Annotated in this window: 16 protein-coding genes; 12 read left to right on the top strand and 4 right to left on the bottom strand. The window is 58.2% G+C overall.

Annotated features, from left to right (window positions below):
* Positions 1-414: 414 nt before the first annotated feature.
* From ABEA08_RS08300 to ABEA08_RS08310, 3 genes are all read left to right on the top strand, one after another.
* Positions 415-1,254, top strand: coding sequence for a hypothetical protein (locus ABEA08_RS08300; RefSeq protein ID WP_345334829.1), 840 nt, complete (start codon positions 415-417; stop codon positions 1,252-1,254).
* Positions 1,145-1,726, top strand: a complete 582-nt coding sequence (locus tag ABEA08_RS08305) for a mechanosensitive ion channel family protein (RefSeq protein WP_345334830.1) — start codon at positions 1,145-1,147, stop codon at positions 1,724-1,726. The genes ABEA08_RS08300 and ABEA08_RS08305 overlap by 110 nt, the downstream gene beginning before the upstream one ends.
* 167 nt (positions 1,727-1,893) lie before the next feature.
* On the top strand, positions 1,894-2,751 hold the full coding sequence (locus ABEA08_RS08310; RefSeq protein ID WP_345334831.1) for a universal stress protein: 858 nt from the start codon (positions 1,894-1,896) through the stop codon (positions 2,749-2,751).
* Between the two features lie 29 nt (positions 2,752-2,780).
* Here the strand turns inward: ABEA08_RS08310 and ABEA08_RS08315 are convergent, their stop codons facing one another.
* On the bottom strand, positions 2,781-3,746 hold the full coding sequence (locus ABEA08_RS08315) for a zinc transporter ZntB (protein ID WP_345334832.1): 966 nt from the start codon (positions 3,744-3,746) through the stop codon (positions 2,781-2,783).
* Positions 3,747-4,015: 269 nt separating this feature from the next.
* Between ABEA08_RS08315 and ABEA08_RS08320 the strand changes: the two genes are divergently transcribed.
* From ABEA08_RS08320 to add, 8 genes are all read left to right on the top strand, one after another.
* Entirely contained in the window at positions 4,016-5,386 is a 1,371-nt protein-coding gene (locus ABEA08_RS08320; RefSeq protein ID WP_345334833.1) for a magnesium transporter, read from the top strand.
* A 42-nt stretch (positions 5,387-5,428) separates the two neighbouring features.
* Positions 5,429-5,890: an ATP-dependent zinc protease family protein gene (locus tag ABEA08_RS08325; protein WP_345334834.1), complete on the top strand. Its 462-nt coding sequence runs from the start codon at positions 5,429-5,431 to the stop codon at positions 5,888-5,890.
* A complete protein-coding gene (gene rimK, locus ABEA08_RS08330) occupies positions 5,887-6,792 on the top strand; it encodes a 30S ribosomal protein S6--L-glutamate ligase (RefSeq protein ID WP_345334835.1) in 906 nt (301 codons plus the stop codon). Before ABEA08_RS08325 ends, rimK begins: the two co-directional genes overlap by 4 nt.
* Positions 6,779-7,840: a succinylglutamate desuccinylase/aspartoacylase family protein gene (locus ABEA08_RS08335; RefSeq protein ID WP_345334836.1), complete on the top strand. Its 1,062-nt coding sequence runs from the start codon at positions 6,779-6,781 to the stop codon at positions 7,838-7,840. Before rimK ends, ABEA08_RS08335 begins: the two co-directional genes overlap by 14 nt.
* A gap of 35 nt (positions 7,841-7,875) precedes the next feature.
* Positions 7,876-8,412 (top strand): mechanosensitive ion channel domain-containing protein, encoded by a 537-nt coding sequence (locus ABEA08_RS08340; RefSeq protein WP_345334837.1) that lies wholly within the window; start codon positions 7,876-7,878, stop codon positions 8,410-8,412.
* A gap of 1,139 nt (positions 8,413-9,551) precedes the next feature.
* Complete coding sequence (locus ABEA08_RS08345) at positions 9,552-9,752, top strand: hypothetical protein (protein WP_345334838.1); 201 nt, start codon at positions 9,552-9,554, stop codon at positions 9,750-9,752.
* Between the two features lie 123 nt (positions 9,753-9,875).
* On the top strand, positions 9,876-11,639 hold the full coding sequence (locus ABEA08_RS08350) for an ABC transporter transmembrane domain-containing protein (RefSeq protein ID WP_425557345.1): 1,764 nt from the start codon (positions 9,876-9,878) through the stop codon (positions 11,637-11,639).
* Positions 11,640-11,768: 129 nt separating this feature from the next.
* Positions 11,769-12,770 (top strand): adenosine deaminase, encoded by a 1,002-nt coding sequence (gene add / locus ABEA08_RS08355; RefSeq protein ID WP_345334840.1) that lies wholly within the window; start codon positions 11,769-11,771, stop codon positions 12,768-12,770.
* A 90-nt stretch (positions 12,771-12,860) separates the two neighbouring features.
* Here the strand turns inward: add and ABEA08_RS08360 are convergent, their stop codons facing one another.
* Genes ABEA08_RS08360 through ABEA08_RS08370 form a run of 3 tightly spaced genes read right to left on the bottom strand, consistent with a single transcriptional unit; the run spans position 12,861 to position 18,089 of the window.
* Positions 12,861-15,911, bottom strand: coding sequence for an efflux RND transporter permease subunit (locus ABEA08_RS08360; protein WP_345334841.1), 3,051 nt, complete (start codon positions 15,909-15,911; stop codon positions 12,861-12,863).
* A 2-nt stretch (positions 15,912-15,913) separates the two neighbouring features.
* The gene (locus ABEA08_RS08365) at positions 15,914-17,020 is read right to left on the bottom strand and encodes an efflux RND transporter periplasmic adaptor subunit (protein ID WP_345334842.1); all 1,107 of its coding nucleotides are present in this window, start codon (positions 17,018-17,020) and stop codon (positions 15,914-15,916) included.
* Between the two features lies 1 nt (position 17,021).
* Positions 17,022-18,089 carry an efflux RND transporter periplasmic adaptor subunit gene (locus tag ABEA08_RS08370; protein WP_345334843.1) on the bottom strand — a complete coding sequence of 356 codons (1,068 nt, stop codon included), beginning with the start codon at positions 18,087-18,089 and terminating at the stop codon, positions 17,022-17,024.
* A 180-nt stretch (positions 18,090-18,269) separates the two neighbouring features.
* Here ABEA08_RS08370 and ABEA08_RS08375 point away from each other — a divergent pair, with 180 nt between their 5' ends.
* A complete protein-coding gene (locus ABEA08_RS08375) occupies positions 18,270-18,992 on the top strand; it encodes a TetR/AcrR family transcriptional regulator (RefSeq protein WP_345334844.1) in 723 nt (240 codons plus the stop codon).
* The last annotated feature ends 68 nt before the right edge of the window (positions 18,993-19,060 follow it).

The following is a 19,060-nucleotide window of genomic DNA, read 5'->3' on the forward strand; positions in this document are numbered from 1 at the left end:
AACTGTTCCAAATTGTGCTACACCCCGGCTGCTGTGCTAGTTGCTGGGTGCCGAGGGGCGCGGCGCTCTTAGGAACTAGGATCTAGGCCCTGGTTCCTAAGAGCCGGAGCAAAGCCCGTGGTGTTTGGGCTTACGAGAAAGTGGAGCATATTTAGGATCAGCTATTTAGCGTATCGGATCATGGCAAACGCTTCCCGACACCACATGACCTCGCTGGCTCGGCCCTTGCTCAGCCTTTGACGAGAGTTGACTAAGGTTACCTAACTCTCGCCACACCTGATCCAGCCTTGGCCCGGACGACAGATCGGCCATAGCTGGACTAGGATCCAGTTTAATCAGGACAAATCATCAAACCGGACTGCAGGCTTAAACAAGTACCTGTGAGACCGACGGGCTTTTGGAGCTTGGCCAACTATGACATGGGATCATCTTTACCCACTTATCGAGCAAGCCAACGCAGCGGTCATTGAAGCGGACACCTACATACAGATCGCGATCATTCTGTCGAGTTATGTCCTTGCCTACTTTATCGCTCGTCGCATCCGCAAACTGGCCCCAGCGTTGGATCCCAAAGTCCAAGCTGGCCCGGCGCTGCACTGGCGACGTTTCTGGGTCAAGTTAAGCGGATTGCTCTTCCCGGTCATCGCTATCTTCTTGTTGCGCCTCTCCCTGGAACTCACTGAGACGACCGTTGCGCAGGGCTGGCTCGTGCACACCGCATTGACGGTGGCGGTGCTGATCTTCGTCAACTCCTTGATCCAGAACTTCATCAACAGCTGGGTGGCCGCGAGGATCTTCCGCTGGATCGGCCTGCCCATTTTGTTTCTGCACTTGATCGATTGGCTCGATGGACTGATCGCTATCTTGGATAGCATCTCCATCGGTCTGGGAAACGTCGAGATCTCCGTGTACGGCATCGCTCGGATCCTGATCTTTGGCTCATTGTTGTTCTGGTTGGGCCGGATCAGCAGCAAGACCGGCCGGCAGCTCATCGCTCACCGCCAGGAATTGGATGCACGCACTCGCGAGCTGGCTTCAAAGCTGCTGGAGATCACCATCTTCTTCGTGATCTCTCTGTTGCTGCTGAAAATACTCGGCGTCAATCTGACCGCTTTGGCGGTTTTTGGCGGTTTTTGGCGGTGCCTTGGGGGTCGGGATAGGCCTTGGGCTTCAGGCGATTGCCTCCAACTTTATCTCCGGGATCATCATCCTGATCGATCGCTCCGTCGCCATCGGGGATTATGTCGAACTTGATGACGGCTCAATGGGGGTAGTTCGGGAGCTCAGCATGAGGGCAACCACTCTGGAGACTTATGATGGCAAAGACATCGTCGTCCCCAACGACAAGTTCATTACCGGGGCCTTTATCAACTGGACCCACAAGGACAAACGGCAGCGTTACCGTGTCGACTTTTCGGTCGCCTACCATACCGATGTGCGTAAGCTGGTCGAGATCATCAAGACCGTAGTCACCGCTCATCCGCAGGTGCTCAGCGGCGAAGATGTCGCACAGGAAGAGCGCCCGGATTGTGAAATAGACAGTTTCGGTGACTCTGGGATCAACATGTTTGTCGAGTTCTGGATGGTGGGGATCGACGATGGCAAAAATCGAGTGGGTGGTGATCTCATGTTGATGATCTTGGAGGCGCTGCAGGAAAATGGCTTTGAGATCCCCTTCCCGCAACGGGAGGTTCGACTTCTCAATGAAAGTAAGCCGCACTCTTGAAGGGAGTGGCGCAATATTCACATTGTTGCGAGAGATTCAATGAGTCCTGAGTCGTCAGACCGGCATGGCTCAATTTAAAAGTATCAATTTACAAGTCTATACTGATATTTTGAGACGCTTTACTGCGCTTGTCTCTCGTCGAGTGATTGCCTTCCAGGAATTTCCAAATGTACCAAGCAACCCTTTTTATTTACGCGTTTAAAGGAAACCCGGATCGCATCCGCGCCAAGCTCGCCGCATTGACCAATCAGGTGCTTGCACGCTGCGAGATCGTCGTTTACGCCGAATCCCCGCCACTCCAGCGATTCTATTTTTTCGAAGACGCCAAGTTAAGCGCTGTGGCTGAAGAGTATCGCAACAGTGTGAAAGAGTGGGCGGCGTCTATCACCGCGCCACTGCTGTCTGAGAATGCCCTGATCTCGGTAGATTTTGCATGGAGCAAAAGCGCGTTTCAGCAGAAGGCCGCTGCCGCCAAGTCGTCCGAGCTGCTACTGTTTTTCTGCTCCAACAATTCGCTGCCCCCATTGCTGCGCAACCTCATCGAGGACAGTCACTGCCCTGTGCTCGTACTGGGGGATAAAAACTGGCACAACCCTGTTTCCATCTTGGCCGGGATCGATCCCTTCCATCGAGGTGACCGAAGCGGCAACATTGACACTGAAGTTGTACGCACGGCTCTGGCCTTTAAGCGCAAGCTCAATGGGGATTTTTCGGTCGTACACAGTTGCTTTACGCCCCCCTTCTTAGTCAAATACCGTACCATCATCCAGGCGACCCATCGGCAAGTCGTCGAAGACTTTATGGCAGAGCAGCATTGGCGCAACATCGATGCGCATATGTTGTACGGAGATCCCTCTGACACCATCCCAAACTATTGCCAAACCCATCAAATCGACCTTTTGGTGATTGGGCTCGGCTCCCGAGGCTACTTCAATCGGCAAGTTATCGGCAGCACCTGCGACAAACTGATGGACACTTTTCAATATGATTTATTGATCATTCCTTCACCTCAAAATGAGACTTGAGTGCGCAGAGCCCAATGAACGCTTCGGATCTAAAGCCATCTATTTCTTTTAAACAGCCACCACTGAAAGCCAACCAATACCACCATTAACCCGCAGAAGATCCAGAAGGCGAGAGGGTATTCCTGTCCGGGGATCCCGGCAATATTGACCCCAAGCAGCCCGGTCAGAAAACCCAACGGCAGAAAGATGGCGGCCACCAGCGACAAGACGTACATCCTGGAATTCATCCGCTCGCTTAACCGGTTATTCAGCTCCTCCTGGGCCACCACCGCACGCTCGCGCACCGAGTCCAACCCTTCAATGTAACGCATCTGATTTTCCGCCACCTCGCGCAATGCCTGACGGTGCTCCTGAGTCAACCAGTCGGCCTTGATCAACTGCAACTGATGCAGCGCTTCTTTTTGCGGTGAAAGATGGCGCCGCAACGCGATGACACTGCGCCGAACCTCCGCTATCTGGCTGCGCATGCCCAGATCATCGTGCAGCAACATCTGCTCCTCAATGGCATCGATCTGCTCTTCCGTATCTTCGATCGTGCCCTGCATCCGCGTCATCAACTGACCGGTTAACAGCACCAGGAACTCACCGACGTTCGTTGGCCCTTCGTTCCGTTGCCAATGTTCGGCGACATCCATCACCGACAACAACGCCCGCCGACAGGTGCTGATAATGGTGTGGCCATCGGTCCATAACCGCATTCCCACCATATCTTCCGGCTCGGAGCCCGGACTGAGATTGACCCCCCGCAGATTCAGCAGTACCCCATCGGTTAACTGGGTCACCCTGGGGCGACTGGCTTCGGACAGCAGCGCTTCGCTGGCAACCGGCTCCAACCCACTGTGCTGCTCAATCCACTCACGGGCTTCGTTGGCGGTGTAATCAAAATGCAGCCATAGGCATTGATCGTCACTGCGCCCATCCATACCTAACACCACATCGTCTACCTCGGTGACGCCCTGGCCATCAAAGCAGCGGCCGATGATCAATCCCTGCATAGCGTGTTACCCGTCCCTTTCCCGCTTCTTAAGGCCGCGTTGCATCGAAAGAGGCAACGCGGCGGCCCTTTGTGCTCAACATACCTCCAACACACCCTCGCGATAAAGAGCGGCACCGGAGCGAGCTCAAAGCAATGCGCTGCCCCGGCACACAGAGCAGCTCAACACTCCCACACAAAAACGTTGTACCAATAACGTTTTGAGCGTATTACTTTAACAACCTTGCCACACCCAGACGGCAGCGTATCGGCACCCCAACGGAGTAGCGCTTGACCGATTTACCCCAAGACACTGACAACACCCGCGAAGAGATCAGCCAACTCGTCGAACGACTGAATCTGGCAACGGGACCCCAACAGGGCCCCCTGTTCGAGCACGCCATAGAGCAGATCGAACCGGGTGAGATCGCCCTATTGCTGGAATCCCTGCCAATTGACGAGCGTCTAGAGCGCTGGGAGCAAGTCACCCCAGAGGCGCAGGTTGATGTGTTGGTCGCGATGCGGGCCCAAGCGCGGGCCGCGATTTTGCGCACGCTGCCCGAGCCGGTCCTAACCCAACTGCTGGGGCGGGTGAATGCGGAGTCCTTGATCGAACTGGTCGACGATCTGCCCGAGAGCCTGGTGGACGACGCCGTTTCACGCATGTCGCAAAACCAGCGGCACTGGTTCGAGCAGGCCAGTCGCTACAGCGACGATCAGATCGGCCGGTATCTCAACCATGATCTGGTCTTGCTACCGCCCAAGATCCGGGCAGAAAACGCATTGCGGGCGCTACAACGCGCCACCGAGCCGTTCAGTGATCATGCCTATATGGTCGACGGCCAAGGCCGTTATCTGGGCATGGTTTCGATGAAACAGCTCATCGCTCTGCCGCCGTCCCAGCGACTGGGCGACACCACAGGATCTGAGATCGCGCCACTGCAAACCGCCAGCAATCTGGTCGACGCCACCGAAGCGGTCGAACACTCGGGCCTAGCCGCCCTGCCCGTGGTCGATGAAGAGGGTCATTTACAAGGGCGAATTACCTTGCAACTGGCGCTGGAATTAACCCGGGAAGCCTATGAGTCACGCCTGATGGCCACCGTGGGTCTGGATGAGGAAACGGATCTCTTCTCCCCGGTCTTGCAAAGCAGCCAGCGCCGAGCGGTATGGCTGGGGATCAACCTGTTAACCGCGCTGCTGGCCTCCTGGGTGATCGGCCAGTTTGAAGCCACCCTGGTGCAAGTGGTCGCGTTGGCCGTACTGATGCCCATCGTCGCCTCCATGGGCGGTATTGCCGGCAGCCAAACCCTGACCCTGGTGATCCGAGGTCTGGCCATGGGCCAACTGTCACAGGGTAACCTGCGCGCCTTGCTGGCAAAGGAGTTGGGCGTCGGCCTGCTCAACGGCCTGCTGTGGGCCGGGGTGATTGGGGCCGTCGCTGGCCTCTGGTTTAGCGATCTGGCCACGGGCCTGGTGATGGCGGTGGCCATCGCCATCAATATCACCGTCGCCGCCCTGGCGGGAGTGGCCATCCCGGTGATCTTAGATAGACGCAAGATGGATCCGGCACTCTCCGGCTCGGTGGTACTGACAACCGTCACGGATGTGGTCGGCTTTTTTACGTTTTTGGGGCTGGGCAGCCTGGTGCTGGTTTCGTGACCCGTCAGGCGCTAAGCAAACAGCGAAATAAGGAAAACAATAATGGATACCCCCCAAGGCCAATCCAAGCAAACTAAGCAAACTGCAGGCTGGCGCGAGTGGGCCGCCCTGCCCGAGCTTGGCGTCAGTCGGATCAAAGCGAAACTCGATACCGGCGCCCGCACCTCGTGTCTGCATGCCTTCTATACCCGAACGTATGAACATAATGGCGAGCCTTGGCTGGAGTTTCATCTTCACCCGAATCAGGGCGATGAAGAAACCGTGCTGATCTGCCAGGCCCCAATCGTCGATCAACGCAATGTGACCGACTCCGGCGGCCACGTCGAAAACCGGCCGGTGATCCTCACCCCCATGCAACTGGGCGGCGACCTTTGGCCTATTGAGATGACCATTACCAATCGAGACACCATGAAATTCCGCATGTTGATCGGCCGCACTGCCATGCGTGGCCGACTGCTGATCGACTCCGATTCCTCCTACCTACTTGGAGAGCCCCAACCATGAAGATCGGCATTCTGTCCCGCAACCGCTCGCTCTATTCCACCCAGCGGCTGATCGAAGCGTGCGAGCAGCGCGGCCATCAGGCCGTGGTGATCGACGCCCTGCGCTGCTACATGAACATCAACTCCGAAAACCCCAGCATCCACTCCAAGGGGGAAAGCCTGGAGGGGTTTGACGCCATCATTCCCCGGATCGGCGCCTCAGTGACCTTCTTTGGCTGTGCCGTGTTGCGCCAGTTCGAGATGATGGGGGTGTTCCCAGTCAATGAATCGGTGGCCATCACCCGCTCCCGGGACAAACTGCGCTCACTGCAGTTACTGTCACGGCGCAAGATCGGCATGCCCATCACCGGCTTTGCCAGCAAGCCCGATGACATCAAGGATCTGCTCGACATGGTCGGCGGCGCCCCGGTCGTGGTTAAACTGCTCGAGGGCACTCAGGGGATCGGCGTGGTACTAGCGGAAACCCGCAAGGCCGCGGAGAGTGTGATCGAAGCCTTTCTCGGCCTCAAGGCCAACATCATGGTGCAGGAGTTCATCAAGGAAGCCGATGGCGCCGACATACGCTGCTTTGTGATCGGCGACAAGGTGATTGCCGCGATGAAACGTCAGGGGGCCGAAGGGGAGTTTCGCTCCAATCTGCACCGCGGTGGCAACGCCTCACTGATCCGCATCACCCCGGAAGAGCGCCGCACCGCGGTGGAAGCCGCCAAGGCGATGGGGTTGCGGGTTGCCGGGGTGGATCTGCTGCGTTCCAACCGTGGGCCGCTGGTGATGGAAGTGAACTCTTCGCCCGGCCTGGAGGGGATCGAAGCGGCCACAGGTAAAGACGTCGCCGGCATGATCATCGAGTACATCGAGAAGAACGCAAAACCAGAGAGGACACGCACCCGTGGCAAGGGCTAAAAGCAATCAGGGATTTGAATTTGCGGGACAGTGTGTCGCGCCGGGACAGCGCCAAACCCTTGAACTGGACGTGGCCCAGTTGTACACCCACACCCCCTTAACCATTCCGGTCGAAGTGGTCAATGGCCGGCTACAGGGGCCGGTGCTGCTGCTCAGCGCCGCCATCCATGGCGATGAACTCAATGGCGTTGAAGTGGTGCGCCAGATCCTCGCCATGGTGGATCCCAGCAAGCTCAAAGGCACACTGGTGGCGGTGCCCGTGGTGAATGTGTTCGGCTTTATTCAAAAAAGTCGCTATTTGCCTGATCGGCGAGATCTTAATCGCTGCTTTCCCGGTTCGAACAAGGGCTCCATCGCCGCCCGATTAGCCCATCAGTTCTTTTCTCAGGTAGTGGTGCGCTGCAGCCATGTGATCGATCTGCACACCGCCGCGGTACACCGCACCAATCTGCCGCAGCTTCGGGTCAATCTGGACCAACCGGCCAGCCGGGCCATGGCGGAAGCCTTTGGCGCCCCCGTGGTGATCAACGCCTCAACCCGGGACGGCTCACTGCGCGCCGTAGCACAGGCTGAGGGGATCCCGGTACTGACCTTTGAAGGCGGCGAAGCGCTGCGCTTTGACAACAGTGCCATCAGCCTGGCAGTCAAAGGCACCATCAAGGTGATGCGCAGCCTCGGCATGTTGCCGCGACGACGGCAAGCCGAAGTCCCCATGGTGGTGGCAGGCTCCTCCTCCTGGGTTCGGGCCGAGCAAGGCGGGATCGTCCGCAGCCAGGTCGCCCTCGGTGCCAAGGTCAAACGGGGCGCCGTATTAGCCAAGATCTCCTCGCCCCTGGGCCACAGCGAATTCAGCTTAGTCGCCCCCAAAGAGGGGATCGTCATAGGCCAAAACACCTTGCCGGTGGTTAATGAGGGCGATGCGCTTTACCACCTGGCCTACTTCGAAAAACAACAGGCCAAGGAAGCCCTGGCTCAGATAGATTCCCTGTTCGACGATGCCCTGATGGATGGCGTCATTCAGGACGTGGATGAACCCGGCCTGGCCTAAACAGAACAACCGGAAAACAACATTTTGAGGGACTCATGATGCAATGGATCTTTGCCGCCGTACTCATCCTGGCGTATGCCTTTACCAGCCGACTGGTACAGCTGGGGATCGAAAATTATGGCCAGGCCCGCGGCGTTGCCGCCTACCGGGTGCGCTACCTGATCCGAACCACCCGCATGCTGCTTTCCTTGGGTTTTGTCCTGGCGTTGTTTGTGGTGCTGGGGATCGAATACCAACAGTTTGCGGTGGTGGCCTCCTCCATCTTCGCCGTGGTCGGCGTCGCGCTGTTCGCCCAGTGGTCGATCCTCAGTAACATCACCGCCAGCTTCGTGATCTTCTTTGCCTTTCCCTACCGGGTCGGCGACTACGTCAAGATCGTGGACAAGGACGACGATATCTCCGGTGAGATCGAGGAGATCGCCCTGTTTCACGTGATCATGCGCCAGGGCGACCGGTTGATCACCTACCCCAACTCGCTGATCCTGCAAAAATCGGTCATCAAATTACCCCGACCGTCCGAGACGAAGAGCGTGCAGGAACCCATGGCATCGAGCTCAGAGGGTGCCGAATAGATCCGACGGTTCTTTTGCTGTGTAAGTGGATAGGGACGTTGACCCGCTTAAGTTGGCACATGAGTAAAGCATGCCGAGGTGTGAGATCAGCATGCCTTAAACGGCTACTCGTGCCCTGAGCCATTAGCCTAAAACCCGGCGTGCTCCAGAGCCATAAATTAGCTTTTGCTAACAGGCTGGAATGGGGCGAGCGCTGCCTGTGATGGCCAGTCTCATCCGGGGCTATAACAGCAACAGGCGAATTTTGGGGCTAGCTACTGAACAAGGCCATTACACAGCCAGCGTGATGTATTCCACGCCTCGGCTGTCTCGATATTTCTCGGTCATCCGTGGGTCTTTGTGGCCCAGCAGGGTTTGGCTGTCGATCCCTTGCTTATGGTAGAAGCAGGCGGAGAGGGATCGCAGCTTGTGGAAGCTTGGTGGTGTACCTTTTCACACCTCAGGCCGCTTTTGTTGCGGGCCAGTTGGAAGGAGCTGCTGATGGTGTTTTGGTGAACGACGGCGCCCGGTGGCGCATTGATTGAATTGCGGGAGTGGTGGATAAGGTGGCGGGATAAAACCCGATCACGGCATTGGCTGATCACGTCCCCAAAAGACATTCCCAGCACGTCAAGGTGCAGTGCCAATGGCAGCGCCAAGCGGGTACCGGTTTTTGCTTGCTCAAACTTGAGAAAGTACCCCTCGACATTGGCAAACTGCAGCGCATGAATATCTGAGACCCGTTGGACTGTTACGAGAGCCAGGTGCATCGCATTGCCGCACCAAGGCTTTCGCTTAGCGGCTTCGGCTAGAATCACCTTAGCGTCGTCTCAGGTTCGGCGCGACCGCTCTACTTTCACCCAATCACCTACACCCTGTCTGGACCGTTTGGTGTCTTTGGCGATCAATTCGGGATCTACGATGAGCTGATCTACATCTCAACCGGCACGGACGATGACAGTGTCCGTTATGATGGCATGAGCTACGAGCAATTTATAACCGCAGTTACAGCCGCGGGTCTTGGCTAGTATGCTGGCGGATTTGCGCCGAAAGGGGCTGGAGATCAACCATGGGTTTCGCTGTTGGATTTCCGCTTTACGCAAGCGCTGCCCCGCTTTGCGAAAGCGCATTGTTTTGTCGCATTTTTGGACGTGAAAAATGTGCTAGATCTGTTGAATGACGATTGGGGCTTGGTTCGTACTCAGGCGTATAACGACAAAGAGTTGGTAAAGTTTGATTACGATGCCGACGCGGATCAGTATGTCTATTCCGGTGTGAATACCGACCGAAATAACTGGGATACGTACAATATACAAGCGTCAACTTGGCAGGTGAAATTGGGCATTCGCTACAACTTCTAGAGGTTGAGTTGAACCTGAGTGTTGGGGCGATCTTCGGATCGCCTTTTTTGATCCTCGGCCTTGACCGATGACCCGCTTGCATTGCGTTTGGGCTTCACGCACTGTGGCGACTCAGAACAGAGAATGGGAGTACACGTGAAGGATCGGCAGTCAACGGCGGTGACCGTTTGGTTATGGGGCTATTCGAAACCGTATCGCTGGCGGGTTGGGGGGGCATTGCTGGCCTTGCTGATCGCCTCGGGCGCTTGGTTGGTGCTGGGGCAGGGCGTGCGCTTTCTGATCGACGACGGCTTTCTGTCTGGCAATGCCGCCGCGTTGAACCGGATGATGTTGGTCGTGTTGGCGATCAATCTGGTCGGCAGCGTGGCGGTGTTTGTACGCTTTTACTTGATGAGCTGGCTGGGGGAGCGCGTCTGTGCCGATATTCGCCGCAGTGTGTACGAGCACTTGCTTCGCTTGTCGCCCAACTTCTTTGAAACGGCACGTACCGGTGAGGTGATCTCGCGCTTCACCGCTGACACCACGGTATTACAAACTGTGGTGGGGATGAGTTTGTCGATGGCGCTGCGCTCAGGGCTGACCTTGATCGGCGGCGTGGTGATGATGGCGGTGACCAGTTGGTCGTTGACCCTGGCGGTGTTAGTGGCGGTGCCTGTGGTGTTGGGTCCGATCTTCTTTTTCGGGCGCAAGGTGCGTCGACTCGCCAAGGCGAGCCAGGATCGGGTGGCAGATCTGGGCGCCACCATTGATGAAACCCTGCATGAGATCCAGACGGTGCAATCCTACGGCCATGAAGCGATCGATCGGCGGCGGTTTGCTGAGCAGATCGAGGCGGTGATGGACACTGCAAGTCAGCGGATCAGCTATCGTTCAGGCCTGATCGCCGCCGTGATGATCCTGTCGGTGACGGCCATTACTCTGGTGAGTTGGGTCGGCGCGCAAGATGTGCTGGCGGGGGGGATCAGTGCCGGTCAGCTGACCGCCTTTATGTTTTACGCTGTGCTGGTGGCGGGGGCGGTGGCGACCATCAGTGAGGTGATCGGCGAGATCCAAAAGGCGGCGGGGGCCAGTGAGCGCCTGCGGGAGTTGATGGCGCAGACACCCGAGCTCACCAAGCCGACCACGCCGACGCCATTGTCACAGCCGGTTCGGGGTCAGGTTCAGTTTCAGCGGTTGAGTTTTGCGTACCCGAGCGCGCCGGAAAGAACCGTTTTATCTCAGTTTGAGCTCACCATTGCACCGGGCGAGCGGGTCGCCTTTGTCGGCCCCAGCGGCGCGGGAAAATCGACCCTGTTCCAGTTATTAAAGCTGTTCTATCGACCTCGCTCCGGACAGATCTGTCTCGATGGCGTGGACGCATGGCAGTGCGATCCCCAGCAGTGGCGCGCGCAATTTGCCCTCGTACCGCAGGAGCCGGTGATCTTCGCCACTTCGGTGCTGGAGAATGTCCGCTATGGTCGACCCGAGGCGACGTTGGCGGAGGTAGAGCGCGCGTGTCAGGCGGCGCGAGCGGAGGAGTTTATCGCTGAGTTGCCGCAGGGGTATGACAGCTATCTGGGCGAGCGTGGTGTGCGCCTGTCGGGTGGACAGAAGCAACGCATCGCGATCGCCCGCGCCATCTTGGCGGATCGGCCCGTCTTGTTGTTGGATGAAGCCACCTCGGCGCTGGACGCGGTAAATGAGATCAAGGTGAAAGAGGCGTTGGAGACCTTGATGGCGGGGCGCACCACCTTGATCATTGCGCACCGGTTGGCGACGGTGGCCAACGCGGATCGCTTGGTGGTCATGGAGCGGGGGCAGATCCGGGCGGTGGGTCAGCACGAGACTCTAATGGTGCAAGATCCCTTGTATCGAGAGCTGGCTCAATTGCAGCTGATGGCCGGTTGAGATCCGGCTAGGCTTAACGCCATCAGGAAGTAACCCTTAAGCTCGCTTGCCATTGGCGAAAGGTGTCCCATCTTGCGTGCTGAGCCGTGAGCGAAGATCCACAGAGCATGGATCAAACAGGAGTGCACGATGATCGATCCTCACTACCCTTTGGTGGATCTTCACCGCCACCTAGACGGCAACATTCGCCCACAAACCATCTGGGCACTGGCACAGCAGCATGGCTTGGCCCTACCTGCCGATGACTTGGCCGGTCTGATCCCCCATATTCAGATCACGGATAACGCGCCGGATCTGATGAGCTTTCTCGCCAAGGTGGACTTTGGCGTCACTATGCTGAAGGACTATGACGCGGTCCATCGGGTGGCGTATGAAAATATCGAGGATCTCAAGCGGGCTGGGATAGATTATGCCGAGTTACGCTTCTCGCCCCACTTCATGGCACGCAGCCATGGTTTAGCGATGGAAGGGGTGATCGAAGCCGTTGCCGACGCGGTACGCAGTGGCTGTCGAGCGCTGGGCGTCAAGGCGCAGTTGATCGGGATCCTCAGTCGAACCTTTGGGCCAGATCATTGCCATGCCGAGCTGCAGGCGTGTTTGAGTCATCGAGACAAGCTGGTGGCGATCGATCTGGCCGGCGACGAACTGGGGCAACCGGGCGCTCTGTTTGACGATCACTTCCTTATCGCACGGGATGCGGGCTTTCATATCACCGCGCACGCGGGCGAGGCGGGCGGAGCAGAGAATGTCTGGCACGCCATTAAAACCCTAGGAGCAGAGCGGATCGGTCATGGCGTCAAGGCGAAGGATGATCCCGCCTTGCTGGCGTATATGGCCAAGCATAGGATCGCGTTTGAAACCTGTTTGACCTCCAATGTTCAGACCACCACAGTGGCCGATATCGCGCAACATCCGGCCAAGCAGTTCCTCGCTGCCGGGGTGCCGGTGACGCTCAATACCGACGATCCCGCGGTGGAAGGGATCGAGCTACGCCACGAGTATGAGGTGATGGCTGAGCAGGCGGGTCTGACGCAGGAGGAATGTCGCCGCATTCAACGGCATGGGGTGGCGAGCGCCTTTCTGTCTGAGTCGGAGCGACAGGCATTGATCGCGGCGAAAGCGGCAGGCTAGCCGCGAAGACGAAGGGCGTTGGTGACGCCGTTCGTCGGGGCGACGGAAAAGCAGCCGCCACCATTTAGGTGCCGGCGGCTTTTTTCGGGTTTATTCCGCGGTCGGCGGGGTGATCCGGTAGAAGGTGGCAAACAGCACCGGCACCACGATCAGCGTCAGCAGGGTGGCAAAACCCAGACCAAACATGATGGTCACCGCCATGGAGGCGAAGAAGGCGTCCGCCATCAGCGGGATCATCCCCAATATCGTGGTCAGCGCCGCCATGGAGACGGGACGGACCCGGCTGATGGCACTGTCGACCACGGCCTGATAGGCGGCTTTGCCGGAGTCCAGCTCGTTATTGATCTGATCCATCAGCACAATGCCGTTCTTCAATACCATGCCCGACAAACTCAGCAGGCCCAGCAGTGCGGTAAAGCTGAACGGGTTGTTGGTGGCCAGCAGACCGATGGTGACGCCAATCACTGCCAACGGCACGGTTAACCAGATCACCAAGGGCTTGCGCAGCGAGTTGAACAGGAACACGGTAATGATGAACATGATCAGGTACCCCATTGGCAGGGAGCTGAACAGCATCTGCTCGGCGTCTGCCTGGGCTTCATATTCCCCGCCCCAGCTGAGCTCATAGCCCGGTGGCAGCTCGATGGCCTCAACCTTAGGTTGAATGCGGGTAAACAGATCCGCCGCGGTGCCGTCGCCCAGAATGTCGTGATCCGCCATCACCGTCAGGGTGCGCTTGCGATCCCGGCGCTGAATGAGCGAGTCCTGCCACTCCATGTCGATGCGGCTGATCACCTGCTGGATCGGCACATAGGATTGCAGCACCGGGCTCCAGATCCGCAGGTTATCCAACGACTCCAGATCGCCCCGCTCATCAACCGGCAAGCGGGCAACAATGGGCAGCATACGGGTGCCATCGCGGTACAAGCCGACCTGTGAGCCGGTGTTGGCACTGAGCAGGGTGGTGGCGATGGATTCGTTGGTGATCCCTAAACGTCGGGCCTGGGACTCGTTGATCACCGGCACCAGCACCTTGGTCCGCTCACGCCAGTTATGGCGAATGTTCCGCGCGCCAGGATCCTGCGCCAGGGTGTGCTGCACCTCATCAGCCAGCTCGCGCAACACGTCCGGATCCGGTCCGATCAGCCTTGCTTCAATCTTGGCGGCGGGAGCCGGGCCTATCTCCATCAGGCGCAATTGAAATTGGGCCTGGGGGAAACGATCCGCCAGCTCAGTGTCAATTTGGTTCATCAGTGCCGTCTGGCTGTCCCGATCCGTCATGCGGATCTGCATCTGGGCGAACGCTTCGTAGCTGTGCTCCGGAATGTAGGTCAGGGTAAAGCGCCCCATGCCGCGGCCCGTGGTGGAGGAAACAAACTCCACGCCTTCTTGTTGCTGTAGGTAGTCTTCCACTTCACTCAGGTTGTTACTGGTGGTGCGGATATCGGTGCCTTGGGGCAGCCACATATCCAGATAGAAGATGGGCGTGTTCGACGGCGGGAAGAACGCCTGCTTTACCTGACCAAAACCGACACCGGCGGCAATGAGCAAAGCAAACATGCCCGCCAGGGTCACCGCCTTGTGCTTAATGGCCCATTTCAGGGTGGTGCCAAACACTACAAACAGCAGGCCCTTGTAGGGATCTTCCACTTCGTCACTGTCCTCGGCGACCTGCTCTGGCAGGATCAGATCCGCCAGGAAGGGGGTCAGTGTCAGGGCGGTGATCCAGCTTAAGAACAGCGAGAAAAACAGCACCCAGAACAGGGATCCCATAAACTCACCGGTGGCGTCCGGCGACAGGCCAATGGGCGCAAAGGCCATGATGGAGATCACCGTGGCGCCCAGCAGCGGCCAAGCGGTTTGACGGACAATGTCGATGCTGGCTTGCAGCTTAGTCCGGCCCCGCTTGAGCCCCACTAAGATCCCTTCCACCACCACGATGGCGTTATCCACCAGCATCCCCAGGGCGATGATCAGCGCGCCCAGCGAGATCCGCTGTAGCTCGATGTCGACGTAATCCATGGCGATGAAGGTGCCGAGCATGGTCAGCAACAATACCAGGCCGATGATCAGGCCACTGCGCAGCCCCATGGCAAACAGCAGCACGATGATGACGATGCCGACCGCCTGCGCCAGGCTGAGGATAAAGCCGTTGACCGAGCTCTCCACCTCTTTGGGTTGATCGTATAAGGCGTGCAACTCCAGACCCGCCGGGCGGGACAGCTCCAGCTGCGCGATGCGGGCATCGAGTCGCTTGCCCACTTCCACCACATTGACGCCTTCACTGAAGGAGATGCCAAAGGAGAGGGCGGATTCGCCGTTGTAGGCCAGCAGATGCGATGGGATCTCTTCCAGGCCGCGGTAGATGTCGGCGACATCGGACAGGCGCACCAACTGACCGCTGTCGCGGCCATGAATGATGGGATCGATGTTGGACGCCAGTCCCCCGGGGCGCAGGTACAGGCTTTCGCCATTGATGGTGATCTTACCGGCATCGAGCACGGCGTTTTGCTGGTTGAGCAGGCCGATTACCTGTTGGAAATCCAGATCCAGCGCCGCCAGTTTCTTTAGCGAGATCTCAACAAACAGCTGTTCTTGTTGATCGCCCTCCACTTGAATTTTACCGACGCCGTCCACCAGCTCCAGCTCGCGCTTGAGCACGTCGCTGTACTGTTTCAGCTCGGTGTAGTCGAAGCCTTCGCCGGTGAGCAGCAGCATCACGCCATAGACGTCGCCGAAATCATCCATCACCTGAGTTGGCTGGGCGCCCGGCGGCAGCATGGGTTGTTGATCGCTCACCTTGCGGCGCAGTTCATCCCAGATCTGCGGCAACTCGTCGGCACCGTAATCCATCTTCATTGATACCTGGATCTGCGACAGACCTGGCGACGAGGTCGAAACGATAAAGTCCACGTAGGGCAGCTGACGGATCGCCTGCTCCAGCGGGTAGGTGATCTCCTCCTCCACCTCTTCGGCGGTGGCGCCCGGATAGGCGGTGATCACCATGGATTCTTTGATGGTAAAGGCCGGATCTTCCAGCCGTGCCAGGTTGTTGAACGCGTTAAAGCCGCCCACCGCGAGGATCAGCAGGAACATCCAGCTGATCACCCGGTGCTTAATGGCGTATTGGGCAATGTTCATGGTTACTGCTGATCCTGTGGCTGCGTTGTGGGGTTCTGCGGCATGGCTTGCACGGTCATGCCGTTGCGCAGGCGAGACAAACCGGTGACGATCAAGCGGTCGCCGGCATCGACGCCATCAAGGATCTGGGCACCAGATTGGGTTAGCTCACCGACGGTTACGTCGATGCGGGTGGCCCGGTTGTCCTCCAGGCGCCAGGCGTAAAAAGCGTCTGGCGAGGCGCCGGCTTGCAGCGCCGTCATCGGCACGGTAAAGCCCTCGGGCAGATCCAACTCGGCGGCTTTCATGTCGACCACCACGGTCACCGGCTGGCCCGGACGGATGGGCTCCGCCGTGGGCGCCATGGTCAGCCACATATGGAAGGTGCGGCTGCTGGGATCCAGCTCCAGCGTGTGCTCCAGGTAGTGGGCCGGGTAGGATCTACCCGTGTCACCGACGCGTACTATCGGCTGGTAGCCTTGATTATCGGGCTGGCCGGGATCCACCTGCGACAGCAGCGCGTCGGGCAGGGGGACCTGTATATCGATGCGGTCGTTGCGATACAGGGTGATCACCGCTTCGCCCGGCTGCACCGTCTCAAAATCTTTCTTATTCACCTCGGACACCACGCCGTCAAACGGCGCAAACAGCTCGGTGTAACGCAGGCTCAGTTCGGCCGCCTTGAGGTTGGCCTTGGCCAGGCGATGATTGGCCGCCAATTCGTCCAGCTCAGCCTGGGACAGCAGATCTTGCCCCGCCAGGGTCTGGGCCCGGCGCAGCTGACGATCCAGCAGCGCATACTGCGCCTTGGCATCGGTCAATGCATCCCGCGCGGTGCTGTCGATCAGGCGGGCGATCAGTTGGCCTCGTTTAACACTCTGACCGGACAGCACGGCAATATCGCTGATCTTGCCATCGACGCGAAACGACAGACGGGTGAGATCGGCGGGCACCACGCTGGCGTTAAACTCTCGCTGATTATCCAGCACATCGGCGACCACCGTCAGGGTGGCAACCCGCATCGGCTCCGGCATGGGCTCGGCTCGCTCGCTGCTGCAGCCCGCCAGCGTCAGGCCGATGGTGGCGGCCAGCGCCAAGGGTTTCAGTGGGCTGTTTTTTACTTTCAACATCTTAAATTCCTCGCTCGCGCTGCCAAGGGCGCACTTGTTGTCCCTCGACCAACTGCTCGCCGCCGACGGCCACGATCTTGTCACCGGCGGCCAGCCCTTGGGTGATCTCTCCTTGTGGGTTGAGCCGCAGCAGCACCAGCTCCAGCGTCATGTCGGCTTTGATGCGCCAGACTCGGGCACGGTTGGCGTTGCGATCCATCAGTGCACTGTCCGGCAGCGTCAGGGCGGTGGGACGATCCAGCGGGTTATCCAGCGCCACTTGGGCGGTCATGCCCGGCAGGATATTGAGCCCTTTGGGTCGCTGCACGGTGAGCAGCACCGGGTAGCTGTTGGTGTCCGGATCGGGCTGGGGCGAGATCTCCTTGAGATAGCCATCCAGCTGCTGGCCGGGAAAGGCGTCAAAGGTGATCACAGGACGGGCGTCGTCCACCGAAGCCAACACCTGGCGATATTGGATGGGCAGGTTAAACATCACATCCAGCTGGGCATCGCTTTGCAGGTTTAACACCGGCTGATTGGCGCCGACCACTTCAAATGGGCGGGCGTGGGTCAAGGAGATCTGGCCATCAAAGGGGGCGGTCAAACGGGTGTAGCGCAGCTCGGTTTTGGCCTGCTCCAGCTGGGCTTGCGCGACCGTCAGTTGGGTTTGAGAGCGATCCCACTGATCGTCACTGATCAACTGCCGGGCGTGCAGTTTGGTGTCACGTTCAAGCCGGGCCTTCGCCAGCTGATACTCCGCCTGGCGCGCCTCGACAGCGACCTGATAATCGGAGGGATCCAGCTCGGCCAGCGTCTGGCCGGCTTTGACGTCATCGCCCATGCGGACGTGCTGGGCACGGATCTCGCCGGGTACCTGAAACGCCATACGGGCGCGATTATTGGCTTCGACCTGTCCGGAAAAGCGAATGGTTTGATGGTCCGCCAGTGCGGGGATCTCAATGATTTTGACAGGCTTAATGCCACTTAACTGCGGCTCTGCTTGGGCTGAGAAGTTAAGGCTGAGCACTACGCCAACGGTGAGGATGGCGGCCAAACTGAACAACTTAAGTTTGGGGGAGAGCGGTTTCATCTTCGTCCCTTTACTGTTGGGCTGGTAACTATACATGCGGATAATATATTTACTGTCCGAATGGATAGCAAGTATATTATCCATGTGGACAGTAAATTTACTGCACTAGTGGATAGTAAAGTTGGCGTGATCGGGCATAATAGGGCCCATCACGGCGACCTATCTGGATGAGTGGCCGTAATGAGTATAGGTAAGCGTATGGTTGAGAAACGTTCAGGCAGACAAAGCGCCGACAATGCAGAACACACCAAAGAGCAGATCTTGTGTGCCGCCGCGGCGCTGTTTTGCGAAAAAGGGTATGACAAAGTGTCGGTGAGGGAGATCAGTGAACGTGCGGGGGTTTCCCACGGCCTTATTCGTCATCACTTCGGTGCCAAGCAACTGGTTTGGGAGCGGATCTGTGACGGCGTGCATCAGGAGTTTGGCCAGATCCTCGAACGACTGGTCTCGGAGATGGATCCGTCGATGCTGGCCAACGTGCGCCTGTATACCTTGATGAGCCGGTTGACGGCCACCCTGCTACTGGATCCCCGTCCCTGTCAGTTAATGGCCGGTGCGGTTCGGGAAAATACCGAACTGTTTGATTACCTTAAGGATCATCCTGCCGCCATGGTGATGCCTATCGAGCAGGCTCTGAAGGAGGCGCAGGACGCCGGCTTTATGCGTGACTCCAGCGTTGAGGAGCTCAAGTGGATGATGATTGTCCACCTCGATGCGGCAACGACCCTGACGCCCATGTTGCTGGAAACCTTTGGCGAAGATAAGAGCTTAGCGCTGTACCGCCACTGGCTGATGTATTGCCGCAGTTTGGGCTCGATGCTCGGGATCGAACACGACAGCTTCCCGCATCCGGCGACGCTGGAAGAGAGCGCAATCGAACGCATCTGCGGACTATCCTGCTAAGGCAGACGCCGCTGATCAAAGCCCCGATATGGATCTGGGCTTTTTACGTTTTTAGGGGACACCCGCGG

This window comes from Ferrimonas pelagia (genome assembly GCF_039543565.1).
In the GTDB taxonomy this organism is placed as follows: Bacteria; Pseudomonadota; Gammaproteobacteria; order Enterobacterales; family Shewanellaceae; genus Ferrimonas; species Ferrimonas pelagia.

What these genes read in the sequence shown, in the direction of transcription:
- ABEA08_RS08300 (WP_345334829.1), top strand. Translation starts at nt 415, where the DNA reads ATGACATGGGATCATCTTTACCCACTTATCGAGCAAGCCAACGCAGCG.
- ABEA08_RS08310 (WP_345334831.1), top strand. Translation starts at nt 1,894, where the DNA reads ATGTACCAAGCAACCCTTTTTATTTACGCGTTTAAAGGAAACCCGGAT.
- ABEA08_RS08315 (WP_345334832.1), bottom strand. Translation starts at nt 3,746, where the DNA reads ATGCAGGGATTGATCATCGGCCGCTGCTTTGATGGCCAGGGCGTCACC.
- ABEA08_RS08325 (WP_345334834.1), top strand. Translation starts at nt 5,429, where the DNA reads ATGGATACCCCCCAAGGCCAATCCAAGCAAACTAAGCAAACTGCAGGC.
- rimK (WP_345334835.1), top strand. Translation starts at nt 5,887, where the DNA reads ATGAAGATCGGCATTCTGTCCCGCAACCGCTCGCTCTATTCCACCCAG.
- ABEA08_RS08340 (WP_345334837.1), top strand. Translation starts at nt 7,876, where the DNA reads ATGATGCAATGGATCTTTGCCGCCGTACTCATCCTGGCGTATGCCTTT.
- ABEA08_RS08350 (WP_425557345.1), top strand. Translation starts at nt 9,876, where the DNA reads ATGGGAGTACACGTGAAGGATCGGCAGTCAACGGCGGTGACCGTTTGG.
- add (WP_345334840.1), top strand. Translation starts at nt 11,769, where the DNA reads ATGATCGATCCTCACTACCCTTTGGTGGATCTTCACCGCCACCTAGAC.
- ABEA08_RS08360 (WP_345334841.1), bottom strand. Translation starts at nt 15,911, where the DNA reads ATGAACATTGCCCAATACGCCATTAAGCACCGGGTGATCAGCTGGATG.
- ABEA08_RS08365 (WP_345334842.1), bottom strand. Translation starts at nt 17,020, where the DNA reads ATGTTGAAAGTAAAAAACAGCCCACTGAAACCCTTGGCGCTGGCCGCC.
- ABEA08_RS08370 (WP_345334843.1), bottom strand. Translation starts at nt 18,089, where the DNA reads ATGAAACCGCTCTCCCCCAAACTTAAGTTGTTCAGTTTGGCCGCCATC.
- ABEA08_RS08375 (WP_345334844.1), top strand. Translation starts at nt 18,270, where the DNA reads ATGAGTATAGGTAAGCGTATGGTTGAGAAACGTTCAGGCAGACAAAGC.